Here is a 16,691-nt window from a genome sequence, read left to right on the forward strand (position 1 = left end):
CCGTCCGTGGCGCCCCGGGCGCTCGCCGCGGCCAGCGCGGCCGCGGTCACCGCCAGGCCCGCGGCCATGACACGGCGCCTGCGCAGGACGGCACGGCGCAGGCGGTCCCGCTGTGCGTGCGGCCGCAACGGGTCGAACGCGGGGACGCCGCGGGGCTCGGGCACGGACGGGCCGGGCAGATGCCGGTGCCGCACGCACGCGGAAGGAGCGGACGGAGCGGACGGAGCGGAGAAGGGGGACAGCTCCGGCAGCTCCGGCAGCTCTGACAGCTCTGACAGCTCCGCCGGCGCGCGAGCCGGGAACGGATCGGAGGGAGGAACTCGGGACATGGCCGACCACCACCTGGTGTGAAGGTGCGCGACGCGCTCGATGCGGTCGCCGCACCCCCACCATGGCCCCCTCCGCGAGATCCCGCCGAGCCCTGTGGACAACCGCGGAGGGGGGAGCCGGCCTGTGGACAACTGCCTCACTCACCAGGGTGATTGTGGCCTCGGGCGGCCTGCGCGCGGTTGGCCGGGCGGCGGCTAGGGCAAAGTGATTCCGAGGGCGAGTCCGTCCAGCGCATGTGCGCAGATGCAGTCCCGTGTCCCGCTGGGCTGCAGCCCAGCCACCGCATCGAAGAGCACCGTGCGCAACCGGTCCACATTCTCGGCGAAGACCTTCAGCACCTCGTCGTGGGAGACGCCCTCACCCGTCTCGGCTCCCGCGTCCAGGTCGGTCACAAGTGTCATGGAGGTGTAGCACAGGCCCAGTTCACGAGCGAGCACGGCTTCGGGGTGACCGGTCATCCCGACGACCGACCAGCCCATCGCCGCGTGCCAGCGGGACTCCGCCCGCGTGGAGAAGCGCGGTCCTTCGATCACCACCAGGGTGCCGTCCTCCACGGGCTCCCAGTCCCGGCCGCGTGCCGCCGCGATCGCTGCCTTGCGTCCCTCGGGGCAGTAGGGGTCGGCCAGGGCTACGTGGACGACGTTGGAGGCACTGCCGTCGGGCAGGGGAAGCCCGTCGTAGAAGGTCTGAACCCGGGACTTCGTCCTGTCCACCAGCTGGTCGGGCACCAGCAGGGTGCCCGGTCCGTACTCCGGGCGCAGGCCACCCACCGCGCAGGGGCCGAGCACCTGCCGGACACCCACGGAGCGCAGGGCCCAGAGGTTCGCGCGGTAGTTGATGCGGTGCGGGGGCAGGTGGTGCCCACGGCCGTGCCGAGGCAGGAAGGCCACCCTGCGGCCCGCCACCTCACCGAGGAAGAGGGAGTCGCTCGGAGCCCCGTAGGGCGTGTCGACCTGGACCTCGGTCACGTCTTCGAGGAAGGAGTAGAAGCCGGATCCACCGATCACGCCGATGTCTGCGTTCGCCATGGCCGTCACCCTAGCCGCCGCCCCAGTTCAGGGGCCCGGACACCAAGGAGCCCCAGCTGCCGGAGGCGCACTGGGGCCCTGGAAAGAAGGAGGCCGACCGGCCTGAGCCTACGGCCGCGGGTCAGGCGGCCGAGGAGCCCTTCGACGTGCTCGACGAGCCGGAGCTCGACGACGAGGACGAAGAAGAGGAGGATGACGACGAAGAAGACGAAGAAGACGAAGAGGACGACGTGGAAGCCGTCGACGTCGAGGCCGTCGCCTTCGAGTCCTTCGACTCGGACGACGATGTCGACTTCGCAGCCGGGGTGGAGCTCGACGAGGAGCTGCGGCTGTCGTTGCGGTAGAAGCCGGAGCCCTTGAACACGATGCCGACCGCGGAGAACACCTTCTTGAGGCGTCCCTGGCAGTTGGGGCAGACGGTCAAGGCGTCATCGGTGAACTTCTGCACCGCCTCGAGGCCCTCGCCACATTCGGTGCACTGGTACTGGTAGGTCGGCACTTGCTCCTCCTGGCACTCTCACTCGATGAGTGCTAACGACGCTCCATAGTGACGTATTCCGCGCCGTCAGTCCACTGCTGCCGGTTCGCGGTGACCGATCGCACGTACCGCTCCCCGCCCCGGGCCCCGGGGGAGGAGCCTCGACTGGAGGGAGATCAGCACGATCAGGGCGAGCGCGGTGCCCACGAGCGGCACCAGAAACCCTGCGCGCGCGCCGTGCGCGTCGGCCAGACGGCCGGCGGCGGTCACGGCGCCGGCCTGCCCGAGCGCGACCGCGCCCGTCAGCCAGGTGAACGCCTCGGTCCGCGCGGATGATTCCACGAGGGCGTCGACGAGGGTGTAGCCGCTGATCAGAGCAGGTGCGATGCACAGGCCCGCGAGCAGGCCAAGCACCGCGAACAGCGGCACCGAGTGGACGGCCCACAGGGTGGCGGAGACGAGAGTCAGGCCGGCGTAGCCGAGAACGAGCCTGCGACGCGGACCGGATTTCCAGGTGACGGCGCCGAAGAAGAGGCCGGAGAGCATGTTGCCGGCCGCGAAGACACCGTAGAGCGGCCCGTTGACGCCCGGGCTGCCGATCTCCTCGGCGAAGGCCGTCAGGGACACCTGCATGCCGCCGAAGACGGCACCGATGCCGAGGAAGGAGACGGCCAGGACGCGTACGCCCGGGACGGCCAGGGCCGAGGCCCTGCGGTCCCCGCTGCCGCCGGCCCCGGTCCCGGCCGGGACCGGCTGGGTGGCGCGGCGCGCCGCGAACAGCAGGCCGCCGACCAGGGTCAGCGCGGCTTCCGCGGCGAGTCCCGCGGCCGGGTGCACGGTGCTGCACAGGGCTGTGGCGAGGACGGGGCCGATGACGAACGTGAACTCGTCGGTCACGGACTCGAAGGCCGCCGCCGTCGGCAGCAGCCGGGAGCCGGCGGGCGTGCGGGCCAGCGCGGTCGCCCACCGTGAGCGCACCATCGGGCCCACCTGGGGGACCGACGCGCCGGTCGGCACGGCCGCCGCGAACAGGGCCCACAGGGGCGCGCCGGCCAGAGCCAGGACGATGAGCGCCGTGACGGAGGCGGCGTGTACCAGCACGCCGGGGACCAGGACCCGGGCCTGTCCGAACCGGTCCGCGAGCTTGCCGCTCTGCGGTGCGCACAAGGCCATGGACACGCCGGTCACGGCGGCGACGATGCCCGCCGAGCCGTAGGAACCGGTCGTGTGCTGGACGAGGAGGACGATGCCGATCGTCAGCATCGCGAAGGGCTGCCGCGCGGCGAAGCCGGGAGCGAGGAAGGTCCAGGCACGCGGTGTCCGCAGGAGCTGCCCGTAACCGGGCCTGGCGGTGACCGGCGGGCCGGCGGTCTCGGTGTCGACCGTGGATGACACGGTCCTTGCCTTTCTGCCGCCTGGTGACGCGCTCCCGCGGTCGGGGGCGGCCGAGGGCTGTCCGCTGTGCGCGGCGCCACGGCCGCACCAGCCCTGCATCAGACGGAGTCGAAACAACTGTCGTCGTGAGGAACGAGAGGAACGAGAGGAACGAGAGAACTTGAAGAAACGGGTGGAGCGAGAGGAACGAGAAGCGTGAGGGGAGCAGGCGGGACAACGATCGAGCGGACCAAACAGATCTGTCGGGTCGGCCGACCATGACATCGCGGGGTCGTACTGCCGCGCGGCCCGGAGGCTTCATGGGCGGTCGATGGACGATCGGGATGATCAGCCCCGGTCGCCTGGCAGGTACTGCCCGAGCGTGACCAAGGCCCACTTATCGTACAGGCCCCCGTGAGGGCGCGGCCCGTCCCTCCGGGCTGCCAGCAGGTGCCAACCCCGGACTGCGAGTAGGTGCCAACCCCGGACTGCGCGCCCCCGCGTCCCCCCGCGTCCCCAGTGTCCCCCCGTCCCCCGTCCCGCACCCTCAGCGTCGTTCGGCCCGCCCCCGCGCCGCCCCGTCCCGCCTCGTCAGCGTCGTTCGGCCGGTCCCGTTCCCGAATCCGTCCCCGTGCCGCTGCTCTTGCCGCCGCGGATCCCCGTGCCGCTGCTCTGGCCGCTCCGGGTCCCCGTGCCGCTGCTCTGGCCGCCCCGGGTCCCGGTCCCGCTGCTCTGCCCGCCGGGGGTTCCCGTACCGCTGCTCAGCCAGCCGGCGAGCTTGCCGCCCTGGGCGACGGCGCGCAGGCGCTCCTCCGTCGCGTCGCGCACCGGGTCGGTGGCGACGACGAGGAGTTCGTCACCGCGTTGCAGGAGGGTCGACGGCTGGGGCACGAAGCTGCGGTCGTTGCGGACGACGAGGGTCACGGCGGAGCCCTGGGGCAGCCGCAGCTCGCCGACCTCGACGCCGTGCATCCGGGAACTCTCGGGCACGGCGACCGAGAGCAGGTGGCCGCGCAGCCGCTCCAGCGGGGCGGACTCGATGCCGAGGTCGGAGGCGTCCGAGGAACCGCCGAGCCGCAGGGCCTTCGCGAGCCACGGCAGGGTCGGTCCCTGCACGAGCGTGTACACGACGACGAGCACGAAGACGATGTTGAAGATGCGGCTGCTGCCGTCGATCTGCGAGACCACCGGGATCGTCGCCAGGATGATGGGGACCGCGCCGCGCAGCCCGGCCCACGACATCAGGGCCTGTTCCGTCCAGGGGATGCGGAACGGAGACAGGCTGACGAGCACGGACAGGGGTCTCGCCACCACGGTCAGTACCAGCCCGACCATCACCGCGGGCCAGAAGTCCTTGGCGAGTTCGTGCGGCGTGACGAGCAGTCCCAGCAGGACGAACATGCCGATCTGGGCGATCCAGCCGAGACCCTCGGCGAAGCCGCGGTTGGCCGGGGCGTGCGGCAGGCGCGCGTTGCCCAGGATCATCGCCGTCAGGTACACGGCGAGGAAGCCGCTGCCGTGCGCGGTGGCGCCGAGGGCGTACGCGGAGACCGCGATGGCCATCACGGCGATGGGGTAGAGGCCGGACGCGGGCAGCGCGACGCGCCGCAGGCCGTAGGCGCCGACGTAACCGACGGCGAGGCCCACGCAGGCACCGATCAGCAGCTCCAGCAGGATCTCGCCGATCAGGACGTACCACGTCGCGACGTGGCCCGTCGACGACAGCGCGACGACGACGATCACCACGGGGGCGTCGTTGAATCCGGATTCCGCTTCGAGTGCGCTCGTGACGCGTTTGGGCAGGGGCACGCGGCGCAGCACGGAGAAGACCGCCGCGGCGTCGGTGGAGGAGACCACGGAGCCGACGATCACGGCCTGCCGCCAGTCCAGGCCGACGAGGTAGTGAGCGGCTGCCGCCGTGACGGCGATGCTGATGCCGACCCCGACGGTCGACAGGGCGATCCCGGCGGGCAGGGAGGACTTGACGTCCTTCCACTTCGTGCCGAGGCCGCCCTCGGCGAGGATCACGACGAGGGCGCCGTAGCCGATGAGCTGGGTCAGTTGGGCGTTGTCGAAACGGACGTGGAACAGCCCGTCCTGCCCTATGGCGACGCCGATGCCCAGGTAGATCAGCAGGCTGGGCAGCCCGCTCCTGGACGAGATGCGCACGGCCGCGACGGCGACCAGCAGGACGAGGGAGCAGATGAGCAACAGGATGTTGAGCTGGTGGACAGTCAGGGGCCGATCCCTTCCTCGCACGCGCGCCGGATCGTTACTCCGGCCACCGGTACTTTGTTACCTTACCTAATCTTTAACGTTTTCTTGACGCGTTCGAGTGTGCGTGCGATCACTGATTCGGCCCAAGCGGACACCGCGTCCGAGTGATCCGGCTACTGCGCCTATGGTGGCTCCAGCGTTTTCAGGACCACCTGCCCCGCGAAGGACAGCGATGCCCGCCAATACGGCCCCCCCGCCCGCCAAGAAGAAGGGGCGACGTGCCCGGCTGCTCGTGATCGTCCTGGTCCTGGCCCTGGTCGCGGGTGTCGGGTACGGGGCGTACTGGGGCGTGGGCACGGTGCGCGCGTCCCTGCCGCAGACGACCGGCTCCCTCCAGCTCAAGGGCCTCAGCGGCCCCGTCGACGTCGAGCGGGACAGTTACGGGATCCCGCAGATCTACGCGAACACCGACGCGGACCTGTTCCGCGCGCAGGGTTACGTGCAGGCGCAGGACCGCTTCTACGAGATGGACGTCCGGCGCCACATGACCTCGGGCCGCCTGTCCGAGATGTTCGGCAAGAGCCAGGTGGACACGGACGCCTTCCTGCGCACGCTGGGCTGGCACCGCGTGGCCCAGGAGGAGTACGACCACGAGCTGTCCCCGGAGACGAAGAAGAACCTCCAGGCCTACTCGGACGGCGTCAACGCGTACCTGAAGGGGCGCTCGGCGAAGGACATCTCCGTCGAGTACGCGGCGCTGAACCTGACCGGTGACTACACGCCCGCGAAGTGGACCCCGGTCGACTCGGTCGCCTGGCTCAAGGCCATGGCCTGGGACCTGCGCGGCAACATGCAGGACGAGATAGATCGCTCGCTGATGACGAGCCGTCTCAGCCAGAAGCAGATCGACCAGCTCTACCCGGCCTACCCGACGAGCAAGAACAAGCCGATCGTGCAGGGCGGCGCCGTCGTGGACGGAGCCTTCGACCCGAAGGCGACCGCGGGCGACGAGAGCACGGGCACCGACCCCGGCGCCGGCTCGGACGGCGGATCGGGCCTGCCGCAGGCCACCGGCGGCACCACCGGACTCAGCTCCGGCGACGGTTCCAGCAACTCCTCCGGCAGCGGAAGCGCTGCGGGTACGGGCACGGACACCGGCGGCGGTGACGGCGGCACCACGGTGAGCGGCCTGGCCGCGAACGGATCGGCCGTCACGGCCGACGACGCCGCGTACTCCGACGACTCACGCTCCGCCTCGGGTGCGACCGAGGCCGTGGACTCCCAGCTCGGAGCGCTCTCCGACTCCATCGACGGCATCCCGCAGCTGTTCGGCCCGAGCGGCAGCGGCAGCGGCGTCGGCTCCAACTCGTGGGTCGTCTCGGGCCGCCTCACCACCACGGGCAAGCCGCTCCTGGCCAACGACCCGCACCTGTCGCCGAGCCTGCCGTCGATCTGGTACCAGATGGGGCTGCACTGCCGCACCGTCTCGCCGGACTGCCAGTACAACGTCTCCGGCTACACGTTCTCCGGCATGCCGGGCGTGATCATCGGCCACAACGCCAACATCGCGTGGGGCCTGACCAACCTGGGCGCCGACGTGACCGACCTCTACCTGGAGAAGGTGGACGGCGACTCCTACCAGTACGGCAAGGAGCGCAAGAAGTTCACCACCCGCCAGGAGAAGATCAAGATCGCGGGCGGCGGCAGCAAGACCATCGTGGTGCGCTCCACGATCCACGGGCCGGTGGTCTCCGACCGCGACGACGAGCTGGTCAAGGTCGGCCAGAAGGCCCCCGTCCCGGACCTGGCACCCGACCGCGGCACCGGTTACGCCGTGTCGCTGGAGTGGACGGCGCTCGAACCGGGCAAGACCATGGACGCGGTCTTCTCGCTCGACAAGGCGCAGAACTTCACGCAGTTCCGCTCGGCGGCCCACAACTTCGAGGTCCCCTCGCAGAACCTCGTCTACGCCGACACCCAGGGCAACATCGGCTACCAGGCGCCCGGCAGGATCCCGGTGCGCGGCGAGGGCGACGGCTCGCTGCCCGCGCCCGGCTGGGACCCGGCGTACCGCTGGAAGAGCTCGATCCCGTTCGACGAGATGCCGTACGAGTACAACCCGAAGCGCGGCTACATCGTCACGGCGAACCAGGCCGTCGTGGACACGAAGAAGTATCCGTACCTGCTGACGACGGACTGGGACTACGGCACGCGCAGCCAGCGCATCGGCGACCTGATCGAGTCGAAGACCCGCAACGGCGGCAAGATCTCGACGGACGACATGCAGGCCATGCAGATGGACAACACCAGCGAGATCGCCAAGCAGCTGGTGCCCTACCTGCTCAAGAACGACCTCGCGAAGAACGGCGTCCCCGACCCCGCGATCCGCCAGGCCCAGCAGCTCCTGGAGAACTGGGACTACACGCAGGAACCGGACTCGGCGGCCGCCGCGTACTTCAACGCGGTCTGGCGCAACATCCTCGAGCTGGTTTTCGGCGACAAGCTGCCGAAGGAGGTCCGGGTGAAGGGCCAGTGCCTGGACGTGCGGCCGCTGGACACCACTGGGCCGCAGGACGACACCGGCCAGCTCGTGCGCGAGTGCGGCCAGCGCTCGGCGGACACGGCGCAGCCGGACGGCGGCGACCGCTGGTTCGAGGTCGTCGGCAACATCCTCAAGGACGACCACAACAGTTGGTGGACCTCCGTGGGCAACCGCCGCGACAAGGCCACCACCACGCGCGACCAGCTGTTCGCCCGCGCCATGAAGGACGCGCGCTGGGAGCTGACGGCGAAGCTCGGCAAGGACATGTCGACGTGGAGCTGGGGCCGCCTGCACCAGTTGACGCTGACGAACAGCACCCTCGGTACGAGCGGCCCCGGGCTCGTGAAGTCGCTGCTCAACCGCGGCCCGTACAACCTGGGCGGCGGCGGCTCGGCGGTCGACGCGACCAGCTGGAACGCGGCGGGCGGCTATGCCGTGACGACCGTGCCGTCCATGCGGATGGTGGTCAACGTCGGCGACTGGGACAAGTCGCGCTGGATCAACCTGACCGGTGCGTCCGGCCACGCGTACAGCGCGCACTACACCGACCAGACGAAGAAGTGGGAGGACGGCGACCTGCTGCCCTGGGCCTTCGGCATCGACGCCGTGAACAAGGCGACCGAGGACAAGCTGACGCTGAAGCCCTAGTGCTGTGACCGGAAACGATCACCGGATTGGTGCCGACTGAGTTCGCGCCGCTTGGATGTGACGACACGTCCGAACAGCGTAAGGAGTCACGTGGCAGAGCCGGTCAGGGTCCGCAGGCTGACCGAGCAGGAAGGGCAGAAACTCCAGCGCATCGTGCGGCGGGGCAGCACCAGCACGGTGCGGCTTCGCAGAGCGATGATGCTGCTGGCCTCAGCGGGCGGGATCACCGTCCCGGTGATTGCGCATCTGGTGCAGGCCGACGAGGACACCGTCCGCGACGTCATCCACCGGTTCAACGAGATCGGGCTGGCCTGCCTGGACCCTCAATGGGCGGGAGGCCGCCCCCGCCTGCTCACGGATGACGACGAGGAGTTCGTCATCCTGACGGCCACCACCCGCCCCTCCAAGCTCGGCCAGCCCTTCACCCGCTGGTCGATCCGCAAGCTCGCTGACCATCTGCAGCGCAACGTCGCCCGACCGATACGCATCGGCCGTGAGACCCTGCGCTGCCTGCTCGCGCGCCGCGGCGTGACGTTCCAGCGGACCAAGACGTGGAAGGAGTCCACCGACCCGGACTTCGACGCCAAGCTGGACCGGATCGAGTACGCGCTGACCGAACGCCCCGGCCGCACCTTCGCCTTCGACGAGTTCGGGCCGCTCGGCATCCGCCCCACCGGCGGGTCCTGCTGGGCAAGGAAGGGCAGGCCCGACCGGTTGCCGGCGACCTACCACCGTACCCACGGGGTCACGTACTTCCACGGTTGCTACTCGGTCGGCGACGACACTCTCTGGGGTGTCAACCGGCGCCGCAAGGGCATCGCACCGACCTGGGCCGCCCTCAAGAGCATCCGGGCAGCGCATCCCGACGGCGCCCCGATCTACGTGATCCTGGACAACCTGTCCGCCCACAAGAACGCGCGCATCGTGCGTTGGGCGGCCAAGAACAAGGTCGAGCTGTGCTTCACCCCGACGAATGCGTCCTGGGCGAACCCGATCGAGGCGCACTTCGGGCCACTGCGTCAGTTCACCCTCGCCAACTCCAGCAACCCCAACCACACCGTTCAAACACAGGAGTTGCACCGGTACCTGCGTTGGCGCAACCAGAACGCCCGCCATCCCGACATCCTGGCCGCCCAACGACGCGAACGCGCCCGCGTCCGCAGCGAGAAGGGCATCCGCTGGGGCGGACGACCGCTCACCCAAGTTGTGTGATCATCCTCAGGACTGCTGCTTCCCAGGGCTGGCCTTCCTCGATCGGGCTTCGAAAAGCCTTGGCCCGCCGACACGCGTCAAAAGTGTGTGGCGATCCCGAAGACACGACGGAGCTGTCCCATGTCGTGCCGATCGTGTTGCGATGGTTCGTATCCCTGGTGGAAGTAGACCTGCTGTTCGGCGGACAAGCACGGGACAGCCGTTCCCTGGATAGTGCCGGTCACGAAGCACGCGGAGGGATAGGTGAAAGGACGCTGCGGATCGGGTGACGCCTGCACTGCTGAGCCGTCATCGGAGACGACCAGCGGGTGAAGGTCGATCTCCCGCTTGTCCGGAGCCGTCACGACGAAACGGATGGGCCTCCAGTCCAGGCTCTCCACGAAACCTTCCGCCGAGAGGGCCGCCAGCACTGCGGCTTCCTGGTCTTGCCGGTGCATCAAGTCCAGATCGCGGTGGTCTCGGGTCTGCTCGCCGATCAGAGCGTCAACCCCCCATCCGCCACCGATCCAGACATCCATCTTCGCTCGCCGCAGCAGGGCGAGGACGAACAACACGTCATCGGCTGTCATCACCCGACGCATGCTCGCAGACGCACGACATGGCCGCACGCGCGTTCTTCGCAACGCTCGGACCGGAACGGCAGCCGGTGATCGTTTCCGGTCAGAGCACTAGCCCTAGCCCCCGGACCGAGCCGGGCACGGTCAGGTCCGGCCCGTCCGGTCTCCGGCGACCCGCTCGTCCGTCCGCACCGCGCCCCCGTACGCCGCTCACGCGTACGGGGGCGCGGCACGTGCGGGGGAGGGCAGGCGGAGTGCCCGCGACGCGTGCCCTGGGCGCCGTACCGGCGGGGCGTGCAGGCGCGGCGGGCGTGACCCGTGGAACCGGGAGCCGCTGAGCCCCGCCGCCCCCGCCGCCCTCCGGGGCGCGTCAGCCGGCGGCCGGTCCGAAGCGGTGCAGGGCGCCGGGCGTCACGGCGGCGCCGACGGGCCGGTCGTGCGCCTCGGCGGGCACCCGGGGGAGCACCTCGCCGTCGTACAGCAGCACCACGAGCGTCGGGCTCGCCCCCGCGTCCGCGAGGCGGGCGAGCACGCGGTCGTACGAGCCGCCGCCGCGGCCGAGCCGCATCCCGCGCCGGTCCACCGCCAGCCCGGGAAGCAGGACGGCGCGCGCCCGCAGCACCGCGTCCGGGCCGAGCCGGCCGCCCACCGGCTCCAGCAGGCCCCGCGCCGCCCCCGCCAGCCGCTCGGGCCCCTCGTAGACTGCCCAGTCGAGATCGTTGTCGTGCATCAGTACGGGCAGGATCACGCGCACGCCCCGGGCGCGCAGCGCGTCGAGGAGCGCGCGCGTGCCAGGTTCACGCCCCATCGAGACATAGGCGGCCACCGTGTCGGCACCGGACAGCTCGGGCAGCTCCAGGGCCCGCGCGGCCAGCGCGGTCGCCGCCGCCTCCCGTGCGGTGGGCGGCAACGTGGCGCGAGCCGCGAGCAGTTCGGCGCGCAGCGCGGCCTTCCCGGTGCCGATGGCGTCCCCGGCCGCGGCCCCCGTCCCGGTCTCGCTGCCGGAGCCGGTGGGCGCGCCCCGCCCGTCGGCGGCGTCCGTGCCGTCCGAGGGGCCGCTTCGGCCGCTGTCGTCCCCATACCTCATGGGTCGTCACATACCTCTCGTATGGCGCCTTATGATGCGAAAGTTCACCTGAAGGTAATCTTTTTCCCATGTGGGGTGGATAAGGTGCCCCGCATGATCTACTCGCCTCCCCCCAGGATCACCAAGGCTGTCATCCCCGCGGCGGGGCTCGGCACCCGCTTCCTGCCCGCGACGAAGGCGACGCCGAAGGAGATGCTGCCCGTCGTCGACAAGCCGGCGATCCAGTACGTGGTCGAGGAGGCGGTGGCGGCCGGCCTGTCCGACGTCCTGATGATCACCGGGCGCAACAAGCGTCCGCTCGAGGACCACTTCGACCGCAATTACGAGCTGGAGGAGGCCCTCTCGCGCAAGGGCGACCTCAGCCGCCTGGCGAAGGTGCAGGAGCCCAGCGCGCTGGCGACCATGCACTACGTGCGCCAGGGCGACCCCCGGGGCCTCGGGCACGCCGTGCTGTGCGCGGAACCGCACGTGGGCGACCAGCCGTTCGCCGTCCTCCTCGGCGACGACCTGATCGACCCGCGCGACGCCCTGCTCGCGCGGATGGTCGAGATCCAGGAGAACGAGGGCGGCAGCGTCATCGCGCTGATGGAGGTGGAGCCGTCCCAGATCCACCTGTACGGCTGCGCCGCCGTGGAGCCCACGGGCTACGCCGACGTCGTCAAGGTCCACGACCTGGTCGAGAAGCCCGAGCCGGGAGAGGCGCCCAGCAACTACGCGATCATCGGGCGCTATGTCCTGGACCCCGCCGTCTTCGGCATACTGCGTACCACCGAGCCCGGCCGTGGTGGCGAGATCCAGCTGACGGACGCCCTCCAGCAGCTCTCCGCCGACGAGGAGACCGGTGGCCCCGTGCACGGCGTCGTCTTCAAGGGACGCCGCTATGACACGGGTGACCGCGGGGACTACCTGCGCGCCATTGTCAGACTCGCGTGCGAACGTGAAGACCTGGGCCCGGACTTCCGGGCCTGGCTCCGCAGGTACGTGATCGAGGAGATGCAGGGATCTTGAGCAGCACGGCAGAGTCGGCACCGGCAGGCCAGGGCGAGACGCTGTGGACGGTCGAGGAGCACCTCGCGGACATCCTCGCAGCCATCCGCCCGCTCGACCCGATCGAGCTGTCCCTGCCCGACGCGCAGGGCTGCGTCCTCGTGGAGGACGTCGTCGTGCCGGTGTCGCTCCCGCCGTTCGACAACAGCTCCATGGACGGCTACGCGGTCCGCACGGCCGATCTCAGCGGTGCCACCGACGAGTTCCCGGCCTCCCTCACCGTCGTCGGCGACGTGGCGGCGGGCAGCGGCACGCTGCCCGAGGTCGGCCCCGGCCAGGCCGCGCGGATCATGACGGGCGCCCCGCTGCCGCCCGGTGCCGAGGCGGTCGTCCCCGTCGAGTGGACCGACGGGGGCACGGGCGGCGGCGCGGTCGCCTCGATGCTGCCCGCCGGGGCGGGGGAGGACGGCGCGAGCGGCGAGGTCCGGATCTACCGCACCGCCGAGCCCCGCGCCCACGTGCGGGCCGCCGGGAGCGACGTGCAGGCGGGCGACCTCGCGCTGGAGGCGGGCACGGTCCTCGGACCGCCGCAGATCGCGCTCCTCGCGGCGATCGGCCGCGGCAGCGTGCGCGTGCGCCCGCGCCCCCGGGTCGTCGTCCTGTCCACCGGCAGTGAACTGGTGCAGCCCGGCGAGGCCCTGGCGGAGGGCGAGATCTACGACTCCAACAGCTTCGCCCTCGCCGCGGCGGCACGGGACGCGGGTGCGATCGCCTACCGGGTCGGCGCCGTGGACGACGACCCGGACACGCTGCGCGCCACCATCGAGGACCAACTGGTCCGCGCGGACCTCCTGGTGACCACGGGCGGCGTCAGCGTCGGCGCGTACGACGTGGTCAAGGCGGCCCTGTCGTCCGTCGGGGACGAGGACGAACCGGGCAGCGGCATCGATTTCCGCAAACTGGCCATGCAGCCCGGCAAACCGCAGGGGTTCGGCTCGATCGGCGACGCGCACACGCCCCTGCTCGCGCTCCCCGGCAACCCGGTCTCGTCCTACGTCTCCTTCGAGCTGTTCGTCCGCCCGGCGATCCGGGCGATGATGGGGATGCCGGACGTCCACCGCCCGGTGGTGCGGGCGAAACTCGCCGGGGGCGGGGCGCTGTCGTCGCCGCTGGGCAGGCGCCAGTACATGCGGGGCCGCTACGACGCGGCGGCCGCCGAGGTGGCCCCCGTCGGCGGCGCGGGCTCCCACCTGGTGGCGGCGCTCGCCCACGCCGACTGCCTGCTCGTCGTCCCGGAGGACACCACCTCGGTGGACCCGGGCTCGGAAGTGGAGGTCGTCCTGCTGGGCTGACGCGCCGGGAAGTGGCGGGAGCGCCTGCCGCGCGCCCGGCCTCCTCGCTCGGGGCCGGCGTTTTGGCAGCGCGCCCTCGCGGAGCGGGCGGCCGCGGGCAGACCGGATCGCCCGCGGGCAGACGGGACCGGCCACGGAGCGTGCGCCCGCGCACGCCGGGAGGCATCCTGACCGGCCGGAGGGTGCCCGGTGGCGGTACGGTGGGCTGCCCACACAGGCCGCAAGGGGCCGACACGGGCCAGCGGGGCCGCGGCCGTCGAGGCCGGGGCCCGCGCGGCCACCAGGACGGGCCAGGACCGGGAGCGTCACACCGTATGACCGCGATTCCGCCGGGGGACAGCCTCGGGCGCTCGGGAACCGGGGGTTCGGTACCCCCGGCTCCGGACGAACTGAAGGGCACGGCCGGTCCCACCGGCCTGACGCACGTCGACGAGACGGGCGCCGCCCGCATGGTCGACGTCTCGGCGAAGGACGTCACCTCCCGCACCGCCCGCGCCACCGGCCGGGTGCTCGTCTCCGCCGAGGTCGTGGCGCTGCTGCGGGGCGGGGGCGTGCCGAAGGGCGACGCACTGGCCGTCGCCCGGATCGCCGGCATCATGGGCGCCAAGCGCACGCCCGACCTCGTGCCGCTGTGCCACCCGCTCGCCGTCTCCGGCGTCAAGGTCGACCTGACGGTCGCCGACGACGCGGTGGAGATCGCGGCCACGGTGAGGACGACGGACCGCACGGGCGTCGAGATGGAGGCGCTGACCGCCGTGTCGGTCGCCGCCCTGACGGTGGTCGACATGGTCAAGGCCGTCGACAAGGGCGCGGTGATCACCGACGTGCGGGTCGAGGAGAAGAGCGGCGGCAGGTCGGGTACCTGGACGCGCGCGGACGCGGCCGGCGGAGGTGCCGCATGACGGCGTCCCACCCGGCCCCCGCCGAAGGCGCGGAGGACCGTCGTGCCCTGGTCGTCACCGCGTCCAACCGGGCCTCGGCGGGCGTGTACGAGGACACCGGCGGCCCGCTGATCGCGGAGGCGCTCGGCGGTCTCGGCTTCGCCGTGGACGGGCCGCGCGTGGTGCCCGACGGCGATCCGGTGGAGCGGGAGCTGCGCGATGCCGTGGCGGCCGGTTACGACGTCGTCGTGACCACGGGCGGCACCGGCATCTCGCCGACCGACCGCACCCCCGAGGCCACCCGGCACGTGCTCGACTACGAGGTGCCCGGCATCGCGGAGGCCATCCGCGCCCGGGGGTCGCTCAAGGTGCCCACGGCCGCGCTATCGCGCGGCCTCGCGGGCGTCGCGGGCCGCACCCTCGTCGTCAACCTGCCCGGCTCCAGGGGCGGGGTGCGCGACGGGCTGGCCGTGCTGGAGGGCCTGCTCGTGCACGCCGTGGACCAGATCCGCGGCGCCGACCACCCCCGTACCGGCGGATGAACCCCGCCTGGCCCGTGGTGCTGGCGGACGGCGACATCGCCCTCCGCCCGATAAGGACGCGCGACCAGCGCGCCTGGCGGGACGTCAACCGCCGCAACAGGGACTGGCTGAGGCCCTGGGAGGCGACCGTCCCGCCGCCCTCGCCCGGCACGCCGGTCGGGCAGCGGCCGACCTACCGCCAGATGGTCCGCCACCTCAGGAAGGAAGCCGCGGCTGGACGGATGCTGCCGTTCGTCATCGAGTACCAGGGCCGCCTGGTCGGCCAGTTGACGGTGGCGGGCATCACCTGGGGCTCCATGTGCTCGGGGCACGTCGGCTACTGGGTCGACAAGGAGGTCGCAGGGCGCGGCGTCATGCCGACGGCGGTGGCGCTGGCGACCGACCACTGCTTCCGAGTCCTCGGGCTGCACCGGCTGGAGGTCTGCATCCGCCCGGAGAACGGGCCGAGCCGCCGGGTCGTCGAGAAGCTCGGGTTCCGCGAGGAGGGCGTCCGGCCGCGCTACCTCCACATCGACGGGGCATGGCGGGATCATCTCGTCTTCGCGCTGACCGCGGAGGAGGTCCCGGACGGCATGCTGCGCCGCTGGCACCAGGCCCGCCGCCGCACGCCCGGGGAATGAGCGAGGGCGGGGCCCGGTCGTCCGCCCGGCGGACCCGGCCCCCCAGCCCCCCAGCCCCCGCGCCCGCCTGAGTGCCGCACGTCCCGTACGCCCCGAACGTCCCGTTCCTCCCGGACGCCCCTCCGCCCCCGCGTCGTCCCTGATCCGTTCGAGAGCCGTTGTTCGAAATGGGTTCGAATTCGGGCGAGCTCAATAATAAAATATATGTTCGATATTTGATCGAGCTCTATCGCTGTCCGACCATAAGGCGATCCGAACAATCACAAAAAAGTGCAGTGATATCAGCCGGATCGTGCGACACACCGGCCCAATTGGCCGATCCGCTCCGTCGAATCCCTCTACGGTGTGAAGCGTGAGCAGCAGCGGCCTCATCTACGCAGTCATCGTCGGGGCCTGGGCCGCCTACCTGGTGCCGATGTGGCTCCGCAGGCAGGACGAGCTCAACGAGGCCCGCCCGACGGAACGCTTCACCACCGCCATCCGACTGCTGTCCGGCCGGGCGGCGATGGAGCGGCGGTACGCCAAGGACCTGCGGCAGCGCACCGGGGAGCGGTCGGTCGAAGGTATCGACACCGACGGCGCCCCGGACGCGCCCGACGCCGGGGCGGACGACCGCGCGGAGCCCATGAGCTCCGTCGACGTCCGGGCCTTCGCCGCGCCCCCGGCGCTGACCGAGGCGCGGATCGAGGTGCCCGGAGTCGTCGAGCGCGTCGAGCCGCCGGCCGCCCGGGCGGAGCGTGAGCCCGCCCGGGTCCCGTCGGAGCGCGAACCCGTACGTGAACCGGTACGCGAACCCGCGGAGCGCGAGCCCGGGCGTGCGCCCGGCGAGCGCGGGC

Annotated in this window: 14 protein-coding genes and 1 pseudogene; 8 read left to right on the forward strand and 7 right to left on the reverse strand. The window is 71.5% G+C overall.

Annotated elements, in window-relative coordinates:
* The 5 genes and pseudogenes from L1885_RS10470 to L1885_RS10490 form a co-directional block, all read right to left on the reverse strand.
* A pseudogene (locus L1885_RS10470) lies at window positions 1-329 on the reverse strand (hypothetical protein); the annotation flags it as partial.
* 195 nt (window positions 330-524) lie between these two features.
* A complete protein-coding gene (locus L1885_RS10475; RefSeq protein WP_235796770.1) occupies window positions 525-1,358 on the reverse strand; it encodes an S-methyl-5'-thioadenosine phosphorylase in 834 nt (277 codons plus the stop codon).
* A gap of 121 nt (window positions 1,359-1,479) precedes the next feature.
* Window positions 1,480-1,857 (reverse strand): FmdB family zinc ribbon protein, encoded by a 378-nt coding sequence (locus tag L1885_RS10480; protein ID WP_235796771.1) that lies wholly within the window; start codon window positions 1,855-1,857, stop codon window positions 1,480-1,482.
* A gap of 66 nt (window positions 1,858-1,923) precedes the next feature.
* Entirely contained in the window at window positions 1,924-3,231 is a 1,308-nt protein-coding gene (locus tag L1885_RS10485; protein ID WP_235796772.1) for an MFS transporter, read from the reverse strand.
* A 570-nt stretch (window positions 3,232-3,801) separates the two neighbouring features.
* A complete protein-coding gene (locus tag L1885_RS10490) occupies window positions 3,802-5,421 on the reverse strand; it encodes a potassium/proton antiporter (protein WP_235796780.1) in 1,620 nt (539 codons plus the stop codon).
* Between the two features lie 238 nt (window positions 5,422-5,659).
* On the opposite strand from L1885_RS10490, the gene L1885_RS10495 reads away from it, so the two are divergent.
* A complete protein-coding gene (locus tag L1885_RS10495; RefSeq protein ID WP_235796773.1) occupies window positions 5,660-8,617 on the forward strand; it encodes a penicillin acylase family protein in 2,958 nt (985 codons plus the stop codon).
* Window positions 8,618-8,707: 90 nt separating this feature from the next.
* Window positions 8,708-9,829 (forward strand): IS630 family transposase, encoded by a 1,122-nt coding sequence (locus L1885_RS10500; RefSeq protein WP_235796774.1) that lies wholly within the window; start codon window positions 8,708-8,710, stop codon window positions 9,827-9,829.
* A 77-nt stretch (window positions 9,830-9,906) separates the two neighbouring features.
* Here the strand turns inward: L1885_RS10500 and L1885_RS10505 are convergent, their stop codons facing one another.
* Window positions 9,907-10,398, reverse strand: a complete 492-nt coding sequence (locus tag L1885_RS10505; protein ID WP_235796781.1) for a nucleotidyltransferase domain-containing protein — start codon at window positions 10,396-10,398, stop codon at window positions 9,907-9,909.
* Window positions 10,399-10,756: 358 nt separating this feature from the next.
* Complete coding sequence (locus L1885_RS10510) at window positions 10,757-11,473, reverse strand: 5-formyltetrahydrofolate cyclo-ligase (RefSeq protein ID WP_235796775.1); 717 nt, start codon at window positions 11,471-11,473, stop codon at window positions 10,757-10,759.
* A 93-nt stretch (window positions 11,474-11,566) separates the two neighbouring features.
* On the opposite strand from L1885_RS10510, the gene galU reads away from it, so the two are divergent.
* From galU to L1885_RS10540, 6 genes are all read left to right on the forward strand, one after another.
* On the forward strand, window positions 11,567-12,481 hold the full coding sequence (galU, locus tag L1885_RS10515) for a UTP--glucose-1-phosphate uridylyltransferase GalU (RefSeq protein ID WP_235796776.1): 915 nt from the start codon (window positions 11,567-11,569) through the stop codon (window positions 12,479-12,481).
* Window positions 12,478-13,812 carry a molybdotransferase-like divisome protein Glp gene (gene glp / locus L1885_RS10520; RefSeq protein ID WP_235796777.1) on the forward strand — a complete coding sequence of 445 codons (1,335 nt, stop codon included), beginning with the start codon at window positions 12,478-12,480 and terminating at the stop codon, window positions 13,810-13,812. Before galU ends, glp begins: the two co-directional genes overlap by 4 nt.
* 449 nt (window positions 13,813-14,261) lie before the next feature.
* On the forward strand, window positions 14,262-14,714 hold the full coding sequence (gene moaC, locus L1885_RS10525; RefSeq protein ID WP_235796782.1) for a cyclic pyranopterin monophosphate synthase MoaC: 453 nt from the start codon (window positions 14,262-14,264) through the stop codon (window positions 14,712-14,714).
* Complete coding sequence (locus tag L1885_RS10530; RefSeq protein ID WP_235796778.1) at window positions 14,711-15,235, forward strand: MogA/MoaB family molybdenum cofactor biosynthesis protein; 525 nt, start codon at window positions 14,711-14,713, stop codon at window positions 15,233-15,235. Before moaC ends, L1885_RS10530 begins: the two co-directional genes overlap by 4 nt.
* Window positions 15,232-15,855: a GNAT family N-acetyltransferase gene (locus tag L1885_RS10535; RefSeq protein WP_235796779.1), complete on the forward strand. Its 624-nt coding sequence runs from the start codon at window positions 15,232-15,234 to the stop codon at window positions 15,853-15,855. Before L1885_RS10530 ends, L1885_RS10535 begins: the two co-directional genes overlap by 4 nt.
* 352 nt (window positions 15,856-16,207) lie before the next feature.
* A partial coding sequence (locus L1885_RS10540; protein ID WP_505016772.1) for a SepX/GlpR family protein occupies window positions 16,208-16,691 on the forward strand: 484 nt, incomplete at its 3' end.

The sequence above is a fragment of the Streptomyces fuscigenes genome (assembly GCF_021556455.1).
Taxonomy (GTDB): domain Bacteria; phylum Actinomycetota; class Actinomycetes; order Streptomycetales; family Streptomycetaceae; genus Streptomyces; species Streptomyces fuscigenes.

What these genes read in the sequence shown, in the direction of transcription:
- L1885_RS10475 (WP_235796770.1), bottom strand. Translation starts at nt 1,358, where the DNA reads ATGGCGAACGCAGACATCGGCGTGATCGGTGGATCCGGCTTCTACTCC.
- L1885_RS10495 (WP_235796773.1), top strand. Translation starts at nt 5,660, where the DNA reads ATGCCCGCCAATACGGCCCCCCCGCCCGCCAAGAAGAAGGGGCGACGT.
- L1885_RS10505 (WP_235796781.1), bottom strand. Translation starts at nt 10,398, where the DNA reads ATGACAGCCGATGACGTGTTGTTCGTCCTCGCCCTGCTGCGGCGAGCG.
- L1885_RS10510 (WP_235796775.1), bottom strand. Translation starts at nt 11,473, where the DNA reads ATGAGGTATGGGGACGACAGCGGCCGAAGCGGCCCCTCGGACGGCACG.
- galU (WP_235796776.1), top strand. Translation starts at nt 11,567, where the DNA reads ATGATCTACTCGCCTCCCCCCAGGATCACCAAGGCTGTCATCCCCGCG.
- moaC (WP_235796782.1), top strand. Translation starts at nt 14,262, where the DNA reads ATGGTCGACGTCTCGGCGAAGGACGTCACCTCCCGCACCGCCCGCGCC.
- L1885_RS10530 (WP_235796778.1), top strand. Translation starts at nt 14,711, where the DNA reads ATGACGGCGTCCCACCCGGCCCCCGCCGAAGGCGCGGAGGACCGTCGT.
- L1885_RS10535 (WP_235796779.1), top strand. Translation starts at nt 15,232, where the DNA reads ATGAACCCCGCCTGGCCCGTGGTGCTGGCGGACGGCGACATCGCCCTC.